General features: G+C 70.7%; 11 protein-coding genes. 9 read left to right on the top strand and 2 right to left on the bottom strand.

Annotation, left to right across the window (positions count from 1 at the left end; translation table 11 throughout):
- Positions 1-14: 14 nt before the first annotated feature.
- Positions 15-794: a carbonic anhydrase gene (locus ACG00X_RS03890; protein WP_394486650.1), complete on the bottom strand. Its 780-nt coding sequence runs from the start codon at positions 792-794 to the stop codon at positions 15-17.
- A gap of 313 nt (positions 795-1,107) precedes the next feature.
- Here ACG00X_RS03890 and ACG00X_RS03885 point away from each other — a divergent pair, with 313 nt between their 5' ends.
- Together ACG00X_RS03885 and galB are read left to right on the top strand one after the other, a co-directional pair.
- The gene (locus ACG00X_RS03885; protein ID WP_394486649.1) at positions 1,108-4,248 is read left to right on the top strand and encodes a TonB-dependent receptor; all 3,141 of its coding nucleotides are present in this window, start codon (positions 1,108-1,110) and stop codon (positions 4,246-4,248) included.
- 11 nt (positions 4,249-4,259) lie between these two features.
- A complete protein-coding gene (gene galB / locus ACG00X_RS03880; RefSeq protein ID WP_394486647.1) occupies positions 4,260-7,010 on the top strand; it encodes a beta-galactosidase GalB in 2,751 nt (916 codons plus the stop codon).
- 4 nt (positions 7,011-7,014) lie between these two features.
- Here the strand turns inward: galB and ACG00X_RS03875 are convergent, their stop codons facing one another.
- The gene (locus tag ACG00X_RS03875; protein ID WP_394486646.1) at positions 7,015-7,962 is read right to left on the bottom strand and encodes a LysR family transcriptional regulator; all 948 of its coding nucleotides are present in this window, start codon (positions 7,960-7,962) and stop codon (positions 7,015-7,017) included.
- 101 nt (positions 7,963-8,063) lie between these two features.
- On the opposite strand from ACG00X_RS03875, the gene ACG00X_RS03870 reads away from it, so the two are divergent.
- From ACG00X_RS03870 to ACG00X_RS03840, 7 genes are all read left to right on the top strand, one after another.
- On the top strand, positions 8,064-8,906 hold the full coding sequence (locus tag ACG00X_RS03870; RefSeq protein WP_394486645.1) for a pirin family protein: 843 nt from the start codon (positions 8,064-8,066) through the stop codon (positions 8,904-8,906).
- A complete protein-coding gene (locus ACG00X_RS03865) occupies positions 8,903-9,991 on the top strand; it encodes an HlyD family secretion protein (protein ID WP_394486644.1) in 1,089 nt (362 codons plus the stop codon). Before ACG00X_RS03870 ends, ACG00X_RS03865 begins: the two co-directional genes overlap by 4 nt.
- A gap of 107 nt (positions 9,992-10,098) precedes the next feature.
- A complete protein-coding gene (locus tag ACG00X_RS03860; protein WP_394486643.1) occupies positions 10,099-11,682 on the top strand; it encodes a DHA2 family efflux MFS transporter permease subunit in 1,584 nt (527 codons plus the stop codon).
- Positions 11,683-11,699: 17 nt separating this feature from the next.
- Positions 11,700-13,118: an efflux transporter outer membrane subunit gene (locus ACG00X_RS03855; protein ID WP_394486642.1), complete on the top strand. Its 1,419-nt coding sequence runs from the start codon at positions 11,700-11,702 to the stop codon at positions 13,116-13,118.
- 114 nt (positions 13,119-13,232) lie between these two features.
- On the top strand, positions 13,233-13,586 hold the full coding sequence (locus ACG00X_RS03850; RefSeq protein ID WP_394486641.1) for a YciI family protein: 354 nt from the start codon (positions 13,233-13,235) through the stop codon (positions 13,584-13,586).
- Complete coding sequence (locus tag ACG00X_RS03845; protein ID WP_394486639.1) at positions 13,579-14,823, top strand: RNA polymerase sigma factor; 1,245 nt, start codon at positions 13,579-13,581, stop codon at positions 14,821-14,823. Before ACG00X_RS03850 ends, ACG00X_RS03845 begins: the two co-directional genes overlap by 8 nt.
- Before the next feature lie 56 nt (positions 14,824-14,879).
- Positions 14,880-16,214, top strand: a complete 1,335-nt coding sequence (locus ACG00X_RS03840; protein WP_394486638.1) for a serine hydrolase — start codon at positions 14,880-14,882, stop codon at positions 16,212-16,214.
- Positions 16,215-16,405 lie beyond the last annotated feature (191 nt).

Raw genomic sequence — 16,405 nt, 5'->3', positions numbered from 1 at the left:
CCGCCCCGGGCCTGTCACTCGCTGGCGCGCACGACGCGCCCGTTGAGCGGCTGCACCGGTCGGGCGTTGTGGGCATAGACGTGGCCGAAGCGGCTGATCTGCGCCGCCGACACCGGCACGGGCGTCTTCAGTACGAACCAGCTGACCCCTTCGCTGCAGGGCGGCGTCGTCAGTGAGCCTGCAAAGCTGTAGTACGCCCGGTTGTCGGGCAGCAATGCCGAGATGTCGATGCTCAGGCCCGGCACGGTGACCTCCTGCTCCTTGGTCTTGGGCAGGTTGTCGAACACGGCCTGGATCAGCGGATTGGCGGCACCTTTGTCCATCAGCAGCGCCACCACGGCGAGCTTGCCATCTGCGCTCTTGTGCACGAGGTGGGCGACCAGCCCATAGGCCTTGCCGTTGATGTGCTCCTCGCTGGGCTTGTGGAAGTGAAACTGCAGCAACTCGTAGCGCGCGCCACCCACGGTGATGCTGTTGCCTGGCGCCATGTTCACCTGCACGGTGTGCCCGTTGTCGATGATCTTCAGTGGCGTGGGCTTGTAGTCGAAGCCGATGGCGGGCAGATCCGCCCGCTGGACGTCGGCGGTGCGGATGTCGATCGGCGATTGCTCCTGGCCCAGCGAGCAACCGCCAAAGCCTTCGTCGAGCTTGGCCCAGCGGGCCGGTCCGGTCGTGCCGCCGTAGCTCCAGTGCGGTGCATGTGCATGGCCGGCGGGCGCGGGGTCGGCGCGCAGGACGGTGACCGGGCTCAGCAGCGTGGCCGCGAGCGCGAAGGGGACGAGCAAGGTTTTCATCGGTGGTGACCGGCAGTGAGCGGAGCCAGGCATTTTGCGCAGCCATGCCTTCACAGGGCTGTTCGCGCTGATGACCCTTCAGGTTGCCTGGTCGTTGCAGGGGCACGGCAGCCCATGTCAATTTCGATATCAATGCTGGTAAAAAAGTTATTGGTCGCCCGAAATCTGTCACCCTAGGATGCGTTGATATCGCTACCAATGGTGTCGCGGAAGTACCCGCAGTCGCGCGACCGTCGTCGGAGCGAGATCACGCCCGGCAGCCCCGCTGGGCGTCCTTCGCAACAGCCCCGGTGAGGGCGACCGAGGAGACAACATGACCCGTTCTTGCGATGGTGCAGGCCATCCTGGCCTGCGTTCGGCGCGTGATGGTTTCGCTACCACTGTGCTGGTGGGGCTGATGGCGCAGGCGTTCGGGCAGGCGCCGCCACCGCCGGCGGCTGCGGCTTCGGCGCCGCCGGCCAACAGCCTGGAAACCGTGACGGTCACCGGCTACCGCAGCTCACTGGCGAGCTCGGCGCGCGAGAAGCGCGAGGACGTGGGGCTCAGTGACACGGTGTTTGCCGAAGACATCGGCAAGTTCCCCGACGCCAGCATCGCCGATGCGTTGTCGCGCGTGCCGGGCGTGCGCGTGAACCGCGCCACCATCGATGGCGAGGGCATGAACATCTCGATCCGCGGCATGGGTGCGAACTTCACGCGTGTGCTGCTGAACGGCGCGCCGATGGCGTCGGCGTCGGCCGGCTCCTGGGGCGGCACCATCAGCGCCAACCGTGAGGTCGATATGGATTTCCTGCCGTCCGAGCTGTTCCGCAGCGCGACGGTCTACAAGAGCCAGCGCGCCAGCGTGCTGGAGGGCGGCATCGCCGGCACGGTGGACATGCGCAGCCTGCGCCCGTTCGACAGGCAGGGCTTTCACTCGGCCTTCACGCTCAGCGGCAACTACCGCGAGCAGGTCGGCAAACTCAGCGACACGGGCTCCGCGGTGGTCAGCAACACCTGGCGCACCGGGCGCTTCGGCGATGTCGGCGTGCTGGGCGGCGTGGCCTGGGGCCACACGCGCTACAAGACCACCGGCTTCCAGACGGTGGACATGCGCAACTTCCAGCTCAAGTCCTTCCAGGCGCTGGCCAGCGACAACGCCAACAACACCGGCGGCGGCTCCCAGTCCACGCCCGACACCGTGCCCTCGGGCCTCGCGCTGGCCGACCTGCCGGCGTATGCGCAGCCGCTGCTCGTGCCCGGCGCGCAGATCAATCGCGACATGCTGCTGGCCTTGAACCCCGGCGCCAACATCAAGCAGATCGACAACGCGCTGATGGGGCGGCTGGGCCGGCACCTGAGTTACGAGGGCGAGCGCGAGCGCGCCAGCGGCATCGTCAGCCTGCAGTGGCGGCCCAACGAGAAATGGGATGTCTACCTCGACCTGCTGGCGGCGCAGAAGTCCAACGACATGGTCTACAACGCGATGAACGCCGGCACGCGCGCGAACACGCCCATCCCCATCGGCATGGCGTTCGACCGCAGCGACTGCACCAACGGCTGCGTGCTGACCCACGCGACCTTCGCCAACACCTTCTGGTCGCTGGAGTTCCGGCCCATGGTGGAGAAGACCAAGTTCTGGAGCGTCAACCCCGGCTTCGAGCTGCGGCCCAACGACGACTGGACGATTGATGCCCACGCCAACCTGACCGACAGCGACTTCTTTCGCGACATGCCCACCGTGCTGCTCGCCACCAAGTCGCCCAACTCCGTCATCACCTACGACAACTCGCGCCCCGGTGAGCTGCCCACCTACCAGAGCAACCTGAACCTGAACGACCCGAGCAACTTCGGCTGGTACCAGGCCGGCCAGGGCCTGTCGGGCCTGCGCATGGATCTCTACGACCGGCGCAACACCACCAAGGGCGCGCGCGTCAACGTGAAGTGGGGCAGCGACACGTTGAATCTGCGCGTGGGCGCCACGCGGGACGACATCGAGCGCCGCTACCGCAGCTACGCCGTCGCCGACGCCTGGATGAACGTCACCTGCGGCGGCAACATGAACTACCGCTTCTTCCTGCCCAACACGCAGCTGCAGTCGCCGGGCTGCGACGGCCGCACGACGACGGGCGCGGTACCGGCGTCTGCCTATCCGGGCTTCGGCACCGGCTCCAGCACGGGCGCGCCGGCCCTGGCCTACCTGGGCTCCGTCATCCCGAACGCCCGCGTGCCGGAGTACGCCATGGCCTCCAGCCAGGGCTTCATCACCGTCGACTGGAACAAGTTCGCCCGCGACACCGACTACCAGTACTTCCGCGACAACATCTACCGCGGCTTCACCAACGGCAGCGGCGGCTACATCCGCGAGGTGGTGCAGGGCGGTTATGGCGAGGTCAGCGGCGTGCTGCGCCCGCTGGGCCGGCCGCTGCGCTACAACGCCGGCGTGCGCTTCGCCCGCACGCGGCAGACCATCGGCGAGCTGACGGCCCAGGCCGACCCGCGCAATGCGTCGCTGCGCAATGGCGGCCTCTACGACAACCTCGGCGTGTGGGCCTACGAGACCACCCGCTACAGCAATGTGCTGCCGTCCTTCACGCTGGCCTATAACGTCACGCCCGAACTGATCGCGCGGGCCTCGGCATCCAAGTCCATGACGCGCGCCAACCCGGCCGACCTGCGCCAGACCCGGCTGACCATCGGCGACCAGGGCGCCCGCCAGGGCAGCGTCACCAACCCCAAGCTCCAACCGTTCAAGTCCAACAACTTCGACGTGGCGCTGGAGTACTACCTGAGCCGCGAGGCCTATGTGGCGCTCAGCGGTTTCGGCAAAGACCTGGTGGGCCGCCCCGGCACGCGGCTGACGACCTACACGCTGGCCCAGCTGGATGCGATGTACGGCACGGTGGGCCTGACGGATGCGCAGCAGCAGTCCGTCAACGCCAGCGGCGGCCGCGAGAACCACCTCGTCGAAATCTCCGAGCCCTACAACATCGACACCAAGCTCAAGGTGCGCGGCGCGGAGCTGACCTGGCAGCAGCCGCTGGACATGCTGCCGATCAAGGGGTTCGGCTTCACGGCCAACTACACCTACACCCAGCAGACCGACGAGCTGCCCAACGCGCTGCCCGTGGCCGGCGTGCCACCGCGCACGAACAACCTCACCGTCTATTACGAGCGCAATGGCTGGAACCTGCGCGTGTCGCGCCAGTACCAGTCGGCGCATGTCGTCAACGCCCAGGTGGGCCTGTCCACGCCGGGCGCCTACATGTGGACGACCGCGCGCACGCAGATCGACGCGTCGGCCGGCGTCAACCTCCAGCAGGCCTTCGGCTGGCGGTACGACACCAGCCTCAACCTCAGCGTCTGGAATGCGACCGACGCCATCAGCCGCACCTGGGTGCAGTTCCCCGGCGCCGTGTTCGACGAGTACAAGCCGGGTCGCAGCTACACCGTGTCGCTGCGCGCGGCTTTCTGAAGGGAGCCGCCTTGCCGATCACCGCCCGCTGGCCCGGCGTCGTCGCCGTGCTGCTGCTGTGGGCCGGCGCCGCGCCGGCCCAGCGGCTGACGCCCGACCCGGCGCAGGAACGGCTGGCCCCACGCCAGCGCATCGAGCTGGCGGACGGCTGGCGCTTCCGTCGCGGTGACCCGCCGGGGCAGCCCGCGCTGCTGTATGACCTGCGCCCCGCCGTGCGCGAGTCGGCCGACGGCCGCGTGGCCGACGCCCGGCCCGAGGCCGCCGAAGCGGCGGCGGTGCAGGGCGAGGCCGTCGTGCTGAAACCGTGGGTGCTGCCCAGCGCGAACGCCTTCATCCGCGAGCCGTCGCGCCGGCATGTGCGCCCGCCGGGCGATCCGGGCGGCGACCTGCCGTGCGTGCAGCCCGGCTTCGACGACAGCGACTGGCAGCCCGTGACGCTGCCGCACGACTGGGCCATCGCCGGGCCTTTTCTGCCGACCGGTCCTTATGGCGGCATGGGCCGGCTGCAGACCTGGGGCCCGGTCTGGTATCGCCGCGCACTGGACATCCCGGCGGCGGACCGGGGCCGGTCGATCTTTCTCGACATCGATGGCGCCATGGCCTATGCGACGGTCTGGCTCAACGGCCAGCTGGTGGGCGGCTGGCCGTATGGCTACACGAGCTTCCGGCTGGATCTCACGCGCTACGTGAAGCCCGGCGGCGCCAACCAGCTGGCGATCCGGCTCGACAACCCGCCGGAGTCCGCGCGCTGGTACCCCGGCGCGGGGCTCTACCGGCAGGTCTGGCTCGTCAAGACCGACCCGGTGCATGTCGGCCACTGGGGCACGCAGGTGCGCACGCCGCAGGTCAGCGCCCGCAGCGCGACGGTGGCGCTGGACGTGACCGTCGAGAACGCGGGGGCCGGCCCGGCGCAGCTGCGCGTGTCGACCGAGATCTTCGCGCTGGACGAGCAGGGCGCGCCGCAGGGCAGGGCCGTGGCCCGCCTGACACAAGGCCTGGCGGTGGCGGCGGGCGGGCAGGGCGTCGCGGCAGGGCGGGTGCGCATCGACCGGCCGCGGCTTTGGGGGCCGCGCCCGCAGCAGCAGCCGCACCGCTATGTGGCCGTCACGCAGCTGAGCCGTGGCGGCCGGGTCATCGACCGCGTCGAGACGCGTTTCGGCATCCGCACGCTGCGCCTGGATGCCGACGCCGGCCTGCTCGTCAACGGCCAGCCGCTGCGGCTGCAGGGCGTCAACAACCACCACGACCTCGGCGCACTGGGCGCCGCGTTCAACCTGCGCGCGGCCGAGCGGCAGCTGGAGATCCTGCAAGCCATGGGCGTGAACGCGGTGCGCCTGGCGCACAACCCGCCGGCGCCCGGCCTGCTGGAGCTGACCGACCGGATGGGCGTGCTCGTCATCGACGAGATCTTCGACGCCTGGGAGCGCCGCAAGACGCCGCTGGACTTCCATCTCGTGTTTGCCGACTGGCACGAGCCCGACCTGCGGGCGATGCTGCGCCGCGACCGCAACCATCCGTCGGTGCTGATGTGGAGCATCGGCAACGAAGTGGGCGAGCAGTACACCGGCGAGGCCGGGGCAGCCGTGGCGCGGGCGCTGCAGGCCATCGTGCGCGAAGAGGACCCGACGCGCCCGACGACCACGGCGATGAACTACGCCAAGCCCGACATGCCGCTGCCCGCCGAGGTGGACGTCATCGGCCTGAATTACCAGGGCGAGGGCATACGCCAGGACGCCGAGTTCGAGGGCACCGACCGCATTCGCACGCCGCCGCAATACCCGCTGTTCCGGGCGCGCTTCCCCACCAAGCCGCTCTTCAGCAGCGAAACGGCCTCGGCGTTCAGCAGCCGCGGCGTCTACCTGTTTCCCGTCACGCCGGCCAGCAGCTCGATCACGCGCGACGGCCGCGGCGGCGACTCGGCCACGCGCCAGGTCAGCGGCTATGAGTTGTACGCGGTGGATTTCGGCGCCTCGCCCGACAAGGTGTTCGCCGCGCTGGACCGTCATCCCTTTGTGGCCGGCGAGTTCGTCTGGAGCGGCTTCGACTACCTGGGCGAGCCCACGCCGTACTACGCATCGCGCAGTTCCTATGCCGGCATCGTCGACCTGGCCGGCTTCCCCAAGGACCGCTACTGGCTCTACCAGTCGCGCTGGCGGCCCGACCTGCCGATGGCCCACCTGCTGCCGCACTGGACCTGGCCGGAGCGCGTCGGCCAGGTCACGCCGGTGCATGCCTTCACGAGCGGTGACGAGGCGGAGCTGTTCGTCAACGGGCGATCGCAGGGCCGGCGCAAGAAGGGCCGCTTCGACTACCGGCTGCGCTGGGACGACGTCGTCTACGAACCCGGCGAGCTGCGCCTCGTGACCTGGCGCGATGGCCGGCCCTGGGCCACCGCGTCGGTCGCCACGGCCGGCGCCGCAGCCGGCTTCGTGCTGGCCGCCGATCGTGACGAGATCGCCGCCGACGGCCGGGACCTCAGCTTCGTGACGCTGCGCGTCGTCGACGCCGAGGGCCGCACCGTGCCGCGCGCGGATGCGCGCATCCGCTTCAGCCTCGACGGCCCAGGCGCCCTCGTCGCCACCGACAACGGCGATGCGACGGACTTCGAGCCGTTTCCGTCCAGCACCCGCCAGGCGTTCGGCGGTCTGGCCTTGGCCATCGTGCGCGGCAGCGCCGGCGCCGCCGGCACGCTGACGCTGCGGGCCGAGGCCGACGGGCTGGCGCCGGCGGAGCTGAGGTTGCAGACCCGCCCGCGCCGGTGAGCGCTCAGCCCGGCGCCTGCCGCAGCCGGTGCGCGGGCTGCGTTGGCGGGTGCAGCAGCGTGGACTTGGCCCAGTCGGGCGAGGTCTCCAGCAGGTGGTCGATGAAGGCGCGCGTCTTGGCCGGCATCAGCCTCCGGCTCGCCGTCAGCAGGTGCACAGGCAGCGGCTCGTAGCTCCAGTCCGGCAGCACCGGCACCAGCGTGCCGGCCTCGATGTCCGATGCCACCATGCCGTAGGGGAAGCTGCCGATGCCGCCGCCGGCACGGGTCAGCGCCAGCACCAGGCCGATGGAGTTGGTCTCCAGCGCCCCGCGCAGGTCGATGTCGACGGCGTCCGCGCCGTTGCGCAGCCGGCGCTTGTGGGCCTCCTTGGCCTGCGACAGCACGACGAAGTCATGCTCGGCCAGGTCGGCCGGCGTCTGCGGCGCGGCGCGTGCCTGCAGGTAGACGGGGCTCGCGTACAGGCCGCGCTCCAGCACCATGAAACGCCTGGCGACGAGATCGGGCTCATCGACGGGCCCCACGCGCACCACCACGTCATAGGGTTCGTTGAACAAGTCCACGCGCCGCGGCGTGGTGTCCACCTCGAGCTCCACGCGCGGGTAGCGGCGCACGAAGCGGGCAAAGCTCTCCGCCAGCAACAGCATCGCGAATTCGGCCGGCACGGCCACACGCAGCCGGCCCTGGGGTGTGGACTCGCGCGAGGCCAGCCACTGCCGCGTCTCGGCGATGTCGTCGTCATGTCGCGCGGCGCGCTCGGCCAATTGCTCGCCCAGTTCCGTCAACGTCAGCCGGCTCGCCCCGGGCACGAACAGCCGCGCGCCCACCGACGTCTCCAGCGCGCTCAGCCGGCGGCTCAGCGTGGCCTTGGGCAGTTCCAGCGCGCGAGCGGCCGCAGACAGGGAGCCCGCCTTGTTCACCTGCGCCAGTAACAACAAGTCATCAATCTTCATCAGCGCGTTTATGTCGTTTTATTTCGTTTCGTTTCCGGAACGGTGAGTTGGCGTTTTGTAGCTATTCACCAGAAATGGAACTCTCTACAGTCGCGGCCAAGATGTCAACCACCCAGTTTCTTGAACCCCACAGGTACCGCATCGGCGGCACCTTCGAGGCCGACGGGTGGCGCGAGCCGCTGGCGTTGCTGGACCCGTTCGTCGTCGTGGACCACTTCCGCATGAGCGTGCCGGCCTTCGCGCCGCATCCGCATGCGGGCTTTTCGGCCGTGACCTATGTGTTCGACGACTCGCAGACCGGCATGATCAGCCGGGACTCGCTGGGCGGACTGCACACCATCGCGCCCGGCGGCCTGCACTGGACGGTGGCCGGCCGCGGCGTCATTCACGACGAGTTCCCGGCCGAGCCCGGCCGGCAGGTGCATGGGCTGCAGATCTTCGTCAACCTGCCGGCCGACCAGAAGCTGTGCGCGCCGGCCGTCATGCGCCTCGCGCCGCAAGAGATGCCTCGGCGCAGCGGCGAGGGCTGGCGCGCCGTGCAGGTGTTCGGGCCCGAGGCGGGCCTGGCCTTGCCGTCGCCCGCGTCCCTGCTGCTGGCCGACATCGACGCCGGCGCCGCCTTCGACTTCCTGCTGCCGCCGGGCGAGCAGGGGTTCGCCATCGCCATTCGAGGCGGCGGCCATGTCGGCGGGCAGCCCCTGGCCGCGGGCGGGGGCTTCGCGCTGCCGCTCGGCGCCAGCGCCCGCGTCGTGGCCGACGACGACCTGCGGCTGGCCTGCTTTTGCGGCCGCCCGCTTCACGAGCCCGTCGTGCGCCACGGGCCTTTCGTCATGAGTGACGAAGGGCAGGTGGTCGCCGCACTGCACCGATTCCAGTCAGGCGCCATGGGGCGCCTGTGCCCCAGGCAACTTCAAGCAACACAACAACAAGGAACTTCCTCATGAACGCACCGCAACAGAACAACGCTGCGCCCCAGCCCGTCAAGAGCGGCCCGCCGGTGCCGCTGCTCGTCATCGGCGCGCTGCTGCTGGTGGGCGGCGTCGGCCTGGGCGGGCGCATGTGGTGGCGCAGCCAGCACATCGTGGACACCGAGAACGCGTTCGTCGCCGGGCGCATCCACCCGGTCGCCACGCGCGTGCCGGGCGTCGTCACCGAAATGCACATGCAGGACAACGCCGTCGTGAAGGCCGGCGATGTGCTGCTGCGCCTGGACCCGGCCGATGCGGCCGTGCAGATCGAGCGCTTGAAGGCCCAGATCGCCCAGGCCGATGCGGCCATCGCCACCAGCGGTGCGCAGATCGCCCAGGTCCGCGCCCAGGCGGCAGCAACCAATTCGCAGGTGGCCCAGGCCGAGAGCGTGCTGGCCCGCACCGAGCTGGAGGCCAAGCGCAGCCAGGCGCTGTTTGGCGCCGAGCTGCGCGCCACTTCCAAGCAGGAGCTGGACGCCGCGCTGGCCGCGCGTGACGTGGCCCGTGCCGACCTGGCCGCCCGCAAGGCCAGTGCCGCCGCCGCCCGCGAAGCCGTGGCAGCCGCCGAGAGCGCACGCCAGTCGGCCACCGCGCAGAAGAGCGCCACGCTGGCCCAGCTGAAGGATGCGCAGAACCAGCTCGGCTACGTCGAGGTGCGCGCCGCCAGCGATGGCCGCATCGGCAAGCGTACGGTGGAGGTGGGCCAGCGCGTGCAGGCCGGCCAGCAACTGGCCGCCGTCGTGGAGCAGGAGACCTGGATCGTCGCCAACTTCAAGGAGACGCAGCTCGCCCGCATGAAGCCCGGCCAGAAGGTGCAGATCAAGGTCGACGCCTTCCCCGACAAGGAACTCGAAGGCCATGTCGACAGCTTCTCGCCGGCCTCGGGCGCCAGCTTCGCGCTGCTGCCGCCGGACAACGCGACCGGCAACTTCACGAAGATCGTGCAGCGCGTGCCCGTCAAGATCGTCTTCGAGCCCGAGAGCCTGCGCACGCTGGGCGAGCAGGCCGTGCGCATCGTGCCGGGGCTGTCGGTGCAGGCCGAAGTCCGCATCGCCGAATGACAGGTTGCCCGTCGTCCCAGCCAGCCCTCGCCCCGCGCGGGCAGGCTGGGGAGCGGCCCTGCACTGGGCCCGTCAATTCATGAGCTGCGGCTCGACACATCACTGACATGGGCAACGAAAACTATCTGCCGCCGCCGCCCGACCAGAAGGTCAGCGGCCGCACCTGGCTGGCCGTGCTGTCCAGCCTGCTGGGCGCTTTCATGGCGGTGCTGGACATCGCCATCACGAACTCGTCGCTGCGCGACATCCTCGGCGCGCTGTCGGCCACGCAGGAAGAGGGCTCCTGGATCTCCAGCGCCTACCTGGTCGCCGAGATCGTCGTCATCCCGCTGGCCGGCTTCCTCGCGATGGTGTTCTCCACGCGCCGCTACCTGGTCGTCAACGTCGCGCTGTTCCTGCTGTTCAGCACGCTGTGCGGCATGGCCTGGAGCCTGGAGAGCATGATCGCGTTCCGCGCGGCCCAGGGCTTCACGGGCGGCGTGATGATCCCGATGGCGATGACGCTGGTCACGCGCAAGCTGCCGCTGAACAAGCGGCCCATCGGCCTGGCCTTGTTCGGCATGACGGCCACGCTGGCGCCCACGCTGGGCCCGACCGTCGGCGGCTACCTGACCGAGCTCTACGGCTGGCCCAGCATCTTCTACATCAACTGGGTGCCGGGCGTGCTCCTGATGCTGGGCGTGAGCCTGGGCCTCGACAAGGAGCCGACCAACCTCAAGCTGCTGCGCGACGTCGACTGGTGGGGCATCCTCTTCATGGCGGTCGGCCTGGGCTCGCTGACGGCCATGCTGGAAGAGGGCAACGCCAAGGATTGGTTCCAGAGCCACTTCATCATCGTGGCGGCGACGCTGGGGGTGGTGGGCATCTACGGCTGGGCCTGGCGCGGGCTGACGCGCAAGAACACCTTCATCGACCTGCACATCCTCGGGCGCCCGAGCTTCCTGATCGCCGGCTTCATCGCGTTCACGACCGGCATGGGGCTTTACGGCTCGGCCTTCATCCTGCCGCTGTACCTGGGCCAGATCGCCAACTACACGCCCATGCAGATCGGCCTGGTCATCATGTGGATGGGGCTGCCGCAGCTGTTCATCATGCCGTTCGCCGCCAAGCTCTCCACCAAGCTCGACAACCGCGTGATGATGAGCGTGGGGCTGGGCTTGTTCGCCGTGTCGTGCTTCATGAACACGCACATGAGCGCCGACACCGCCGGCCCCGAGCTGATCGCCGCGCAGATCGTGCGGGCCTTGGGCCAGCCGCTGATCATGATCACGCTGACGAACTTCGCGATCAATGGCATTCCGCCCAACCTGCTGCCCAGCGCGTCAGGCATGTTCAACATGATGCGCAACCTCGGCGGCTCGGTCGGCATCGCCACGCTGGCCACGCTGGTGACCAACCGCGAGCACCTGCACAGCGCACGCGTCGGTGAAGCCGTCAGCCTGTTCGAGCCCGCCACGCAGGCGCGCCTGGACGCGCTGGCGCAGAACTTCGCGGCCAAGGGCTTCGACCTCGCCACCGCGCAGGACATGGCGCTCAAGGCGCTGGACAACACCGTGCGCCGCGACAGCTTCGTCATGGCCTACAACGACGCCTTCCTCATCCTCGGCATCGCGCTGCTCAGCTGCGTGGTCATCGTCTGGATGAGCAAGAAGGTGCTGGGTGGCGCAGGCGCCGCCGAAGCCGCCCACTGAATTCGGGAGATCAACACATGATCCAACTCAAGACTGTCCTCACCCTCGTCGCCACCGCAGCGCTGGCTGCCTGCACGACGGTCGGCCCCAACTACGAAGCACCCGCCGCCAATGCGCCAGCCGCCTACCGCGCGGCCGCCCCTGCCGGTGGCGCCGAGCTGCAGCGCGACTGGTGGCTGATGTTCAACGACACCCAGCTCAACACGCTGGAGGCGCAGGCCCTGCAGGCCAGCCCCACGCTGGCCGCTGCGGCGGCGCGCATCGAGCGGGCGCGCGCGGTGTTCGGCGCCACGCGGGCCGACGAGCTGCCGCGCGTGGAAGTCGGCGGCAGCGTCACCAACCTGCGCACGTCGGGCAAGTCGGTGACGACGCCCGTGCTCGGCGGCCAGGCCATCACCTTCGACGGCACGCAGACCGGCATCCAGGCGTCGCTGGGCTGGGAGCTCGACCTGTGGGGCCGCGTGAAGCGCCAGGCCGAGGCCGCACAGGCGCAGCTGGACGCCTCCACGCTGGACGCCGCCGCCGCCCGCGTGGCGCTGACCGCCGACGTGGCGGCCGCCTACTGGCAGTGGCGGGCGCTGGCCGACGAGGGCGCCGCGCTGCAGCGCCTGCGCGACAGCCGCGCCAATGCCTTCCAGGTGGCGCAGACGCGCTTCGACGCCGGCTCCTCCACGATGCAGGACCTGGAGCGCGTGCGCGCCGAGCTGGCGTCTGCCGACGCCGAGGTGGCCGACCTGCCGCGCCGCCAGTCGCTGGTGCTGAACCAGCTGGCCGCGCTGACCGGTCAGGGCGCGGCCGAGCTGCGGCTGGAGGCCAGCCCGCTGGCCACGCCGCCGCAGGTGCGCGCCGGGCTGCCGTCCGAGCTGCTGCAGCGCCGGCCGGACCTGGCCCAGAGCCTCGCGCAGCTGCACGCGGCCACGGCCCAGGTCGGCATCGCCGAGGCGGCGTTCTACCCGTCCATCCGCCTGACGGGCAGCTACGGCTACCAGAGCAAGGAGCTGGGCGACCTGGTGTCGGCGCCGGCACGGCTCTACAACATCGGGCCCAGCATTTCGCTGCCCATCTTCGAAGGCGGCAAGAACAAGGCCAACCTCGCGGGCGCCAAGGCCCAGGCCGACGAGTCGCTCGCCGCCTTCCGCGGCCGCATGCTGCAGGCGCTGCGCGAGGTGGACGACGCGCTGGCCGAGCTGGCCGGCCGCGCCAGCGTCGTCGACGCGCAGAACCGCACGCTCGATTCGAGCAGCCAGGCGCTGACCGTCGCGCGCAGCCGTTATGACAAGGGCGCGGTCAGCTACCTCGACGTGACCGAGGCCGAGCGCACGCCGCTGGCCACCGAGCGCGCGCTGGCCCAGCTGCGCGGCGCCCAATGGGCCGCCACGGCCCAGCTCGTCAAGGCGCTGGGTGGTGGCTGGAGCGTGGCCTCCAGCGGCGGCTGACGCGATGATGGCGGGCCGGTTGTCGAAACCGGCCGGGCTGGCGCGTCATGGCGGCGAAAGGGCCACAGGTCTTTTCGTCCGTCCCACCCCGCCTTGCCACCGAAAGGGCACGCCATGCACTACACGATCCAGATCCACGAGACCGCCGAGGGCTTCGCCGCCCGCACCGACCCCGAGCGCCAGGCCGCCTACTGGGCCGGCACCATGGCCTATCTGCAGGCACTGAAAGAGGCCGGCATCTTCATCGGCGGCGCGGGCTTGCAGCCGCCCGCCACGGCCACCACGCTGCGCCGCGCCAAGGGGGAGCTGGTACTGCACGACGGGCCCGTGGCCGACACCAAGGAGCTGCTGGGCGGCCTCTTCATCGTCGACCTGCCCGACCTGGATGCCGCCATCCAGTGGGCGGCGCGCTTCCCGGACCGCGAGGGTGTCGTCGTGGAGGTGCGGCCCAACCTGCTGCATGACTGACGCGGCCCACGCCGCGCTGCTGGCGACGCTGCGCGCCAGCCGGGCGCGGCTGGTGGCGCTGCTGGCGGCACGGTCGCGCGACATCGCCGCCGCCGAAGACGCCGTGGCCGACGCCGTCGCGCAGGCGCTGGCCAGCTGGCCGGAGCAGGGCGTGCCGGCCAATCCGGCCGGCTGGCTGCTGGCCGTGGCGCGCAACCGCTGGCGCGACGCCTGGCGCCACGAGCAGGTCCACGCGGGCTTTGCCGCCGACTGGCTGCACCGGCATGAGGCCGCCGAGGTGGATGAAGCCGCCGGGGCCGACGGCGCCGAGTTCGCCGACGAACGCCTGATGCTGCTCTTCGTCTGCACGCATCCGGCCATCGACCGCGCGCTGCATGCGCCGCTGATGCTGCAGGTGGTGCTGGGCGTGCCCGTGGAGCGCATGGCGGGCTTGTTCCTCGTTCGCCCGGCAGCCCTGGGTCAGCGGCTCAGCCGCGTCAAGACCAAGATCCGCGATGCCGGCATCGCCTTCGAGGTGCCGCCGCAGCACGCGCTGGCCGACCAGCTGCCGGCCGTGCTGGATGCGCTGTACGCCGCCTACGGCCTGGCCTGGGACGACGCGACCGGCCCGCAGCCCGAGGCCGTGTCGCTGGCGCGCTGGCTGGCCCGGCAGCTGCCCGCACCCGAGGTGCTGGGGCTGCTGGCGCTGCTGCTGTTCTGCGAATCACGCCGCGCCGCCCGCCGCGACGCGAGCGGTGCCTTCGTGCCGCTGGACGAGCAGGACACGCACCGCTGGGACGCCAGCCTCATGCAGCAGGCCAGCGACGCGCTCGAACACGCCAGCCGTGCCGGGCAACTGGGCCGTTATCAGCTGGAGGCAGCGCTGCAGTCCGTGCACGCGCAGCGTGCGCAGACGGGAGTCATCCAGTGGCCGGCGCTCGTGCAGCTGTACGAGGGGCTGACCACCCTGGCGCCGACGCTGGGTTACCGGCTGGGGCAGCTCAGCGCGCTGTCGCGCGTGCAGGGCGCCGAGGCCGCCTGGCAGCAGCTGCTGAAGCTCGACGACACGCTGGTGCGGGCCTACCAGCCCTACTGGGCACTGCGCGCCGAGCTGCTGCAACGGCTGGGCGACACGGCCGGCGCGGCCCATGCCTACGAGGTGGCCGCCGGGCTGTGCGACGACGAGGCCACGCGGCGCTTTCTGCTGCGGCGGCGTGCGGCCTTGCCGCCGGCAAATCCGGCCACGAATGCGGGCTGAACGGCGTCATGCATGCCGCCAGGTCGCGCTGTTATCCTGGGGGTGGAGGAGACGCGATGACCCTGCTCAATCGACGCCAGACACTGCTGGCCGCCGGAAGCCTGGCGTTCGCCTGGCCCGCCCGTGCCGACGAGGAGGGGCTGCAGCCGTTGCTCGATGCGCGACTGAAGGTGGAGGGCGTGGCGCTCGCGGCCGGCCGGTTGCGCAGCGGCAAGGCCGAGTTTGCCGGCGCGGCCGCCCGCGGCACCCAGCCTGGCGCCGACAGCGTCTTCGAATACGGCTCCATCACCAAGACCTTCACCGCGCTGCTGCTCGCCGACGCCGTCGTGCGCGGCCAGCTGAAGCTGGACGACGCGGTCGAGGCTGTGCTGCCCGACGGCCTGCGGTTGCGCGACAGCCTGGGCCAGCCGCTGCGCTGGCGTGACCTGGCGACGCACCGGTCGGGCCTGCCGCGGCTGCCCGACAACATGACGCCGGCCCGCGTCGATGACCCCTATGCCGACTATGACTGGGCGTCGCTCCGGCTGTTCCTGAAGGGCTGGCAGCCGCGCATCGCGCGTGACACCGTGTTCGGGTATTCCAACCTCGGTTTCGGCCTGCTGGGCCATGCCCTGGCGCTGCGCGAAGACACTGACTACGCCACGCTGCTGACGCGTCGGGTGCTCATGCCGCTGGGCCTGGGCGAGCACATCGGCTTCGCACGGCCAGGGCTGCTCCAGGGCCACGACGCTCAGGGCAAGCCGGTGCCGGCCTGGCATTTCCTGGGCGTGACGGCCGGCGCCGGCGCGCTGCACGGCTCGGCGCGCGGCCTGCTGCGCTACGGCCAGGCCGCGCTGGGCGGCTACGAGCACCCGCTGCGCGAGGCGTTCGCGCTGTGCCTGCGCCCGCATGCGGCCGGGTCGGCGCCCATCAACCCGGTCGGCCTGGCCTGGCTGCTGGCGCCGGCCGGCGACCGCACGCTCTACAACCACGACGGCGCGACGGCGGGCTTCAGCAGCTCGCTATGGCTGGACCCGTCACGCGGCGCGGCGGGCGTGGTGCTGGCCAATGCCCAGGTGCCGGTGACCGACCTGGCCATGCACGCCGTCGACGCGAGCCTGCCGCTGCAGGACCGCGCTGCGCTGCGCCAGCCCAGCCTCACGCTCGCACCGGCGCAGGTTCAGCCATTGGCGGGCGTGTATGCCATGAACCCGCAGTTCAAGCTGCGCGTGCGGGCCGATGGCGCTCGCCTGTTCGCCCAGGCCACGGGGCAGGGCGAGTTCGAGCTGTTCGGCAAGGCAGAGCGCCGCTTCTTCGCGCGCGTGGCGGTGCTGGAGATCGAGTTCGACGCCGACGGCCAGGCCCTGACGCTGTATCAAGGCGGCGGGACGGCGCGATTCGTGCGCGAGTAGCGCAGGGGGCGCCGGCGGCGGACAGCAGGGCGGCGAATGCGCGGGGTGGCCATGGAGGAGTTTGGGGGCGATCGCATCGTTGCGAAGGGCGGACAAGGCGGCGAACATCGCCGGGTGCAGCGACGCGGGCTTGCTCCCCGGGGGGGGGCGCGGTGGCGTCGGCTTTGCAGCGGGTGCTGCCGATCGACTTG

The organism is Pelomonas nitida, assembly GCF_043555975.1.
GTDB classification, from domain to species: Bacteria; Pseudomonadota; Gammaproteobacteria; order Burkholderiales; family Burkholderiaceae_C; genus Pelomonas; species Pelomonas nitida.
This window is presented reverse-complemented; position numbering and strand designations above follow the sequence as displayed.

Coding starts and splice junctions, on each gene's coding strand:
- ACG00X_RS03890 (WP_394486650.1), bottom strand. CDS start 794: ATGAAAACCTTGCTCGTCCCCTTCGCGCTCGCGGCCACGCTGCTGAGC.
- ACG00X_RS03885 (WP_394486649.1), top strand. CDS start 1,108: ATGACCCGTTCTTGCGATGGTGCAGGCCATCCTGGCCTGCGTTCGGCG.
- ACG00X_RS03875 (WP_394486646.1), bottom strand. CDS start 7,962: ATGAAGATTGATGACTTGTTGTTACTGGCGCAGGTGAACAAGGCGGGC.
- ACG00X_RS03870 (WP_394486645.1), top strand. CDS start 8,064: ATGTCAACCACCCAGTTTCTTGAACCCCACAGGTACCGCATCGGCGGC.
- ACG00X_RS03865 (WP_394486644.1), top strand. CDS start 8,903: ATGAACGCACCGCAACAGAACAACGCTGCGCCCCAGCCCGTCAAGAGC.
- ACG00X_RS03860 (WP_394486643.1), top strand. CDS start 10,099: ATGGGCAACGAAAACTATCTGCCGCCGCCGCCCGACCAGAAGGTCAGC.
- ACG00X_RS03855 (WP_394486642.1), top strand. CDS start 11,700: ATGATCCAACTCAAGACTGTCCTCACCCTCGTCGCCACCGCAGCGCTG.
- ACG00X_RS03850 (WP_394486641.1), top strand. CDS start 13,233: ATGCACTACACGATCCAGATCCACGAGACCGCCGAGGGCTTCGCCGCC.
- ACG00X_RS03845 (WP_394486639.1), top strand. CDS start 13,579: ATGACTGACGCGGCCCACGCCGCGCTGCTGGCGACGCTGCGCGCCAGC.
- ACG00X_RS03840 (WP_394486638.1), top strand. CDS start 14,880: ATGACCCTGCTCAATCGACGCCAGACACTGCTGGCCGCCGGAAGCCTG.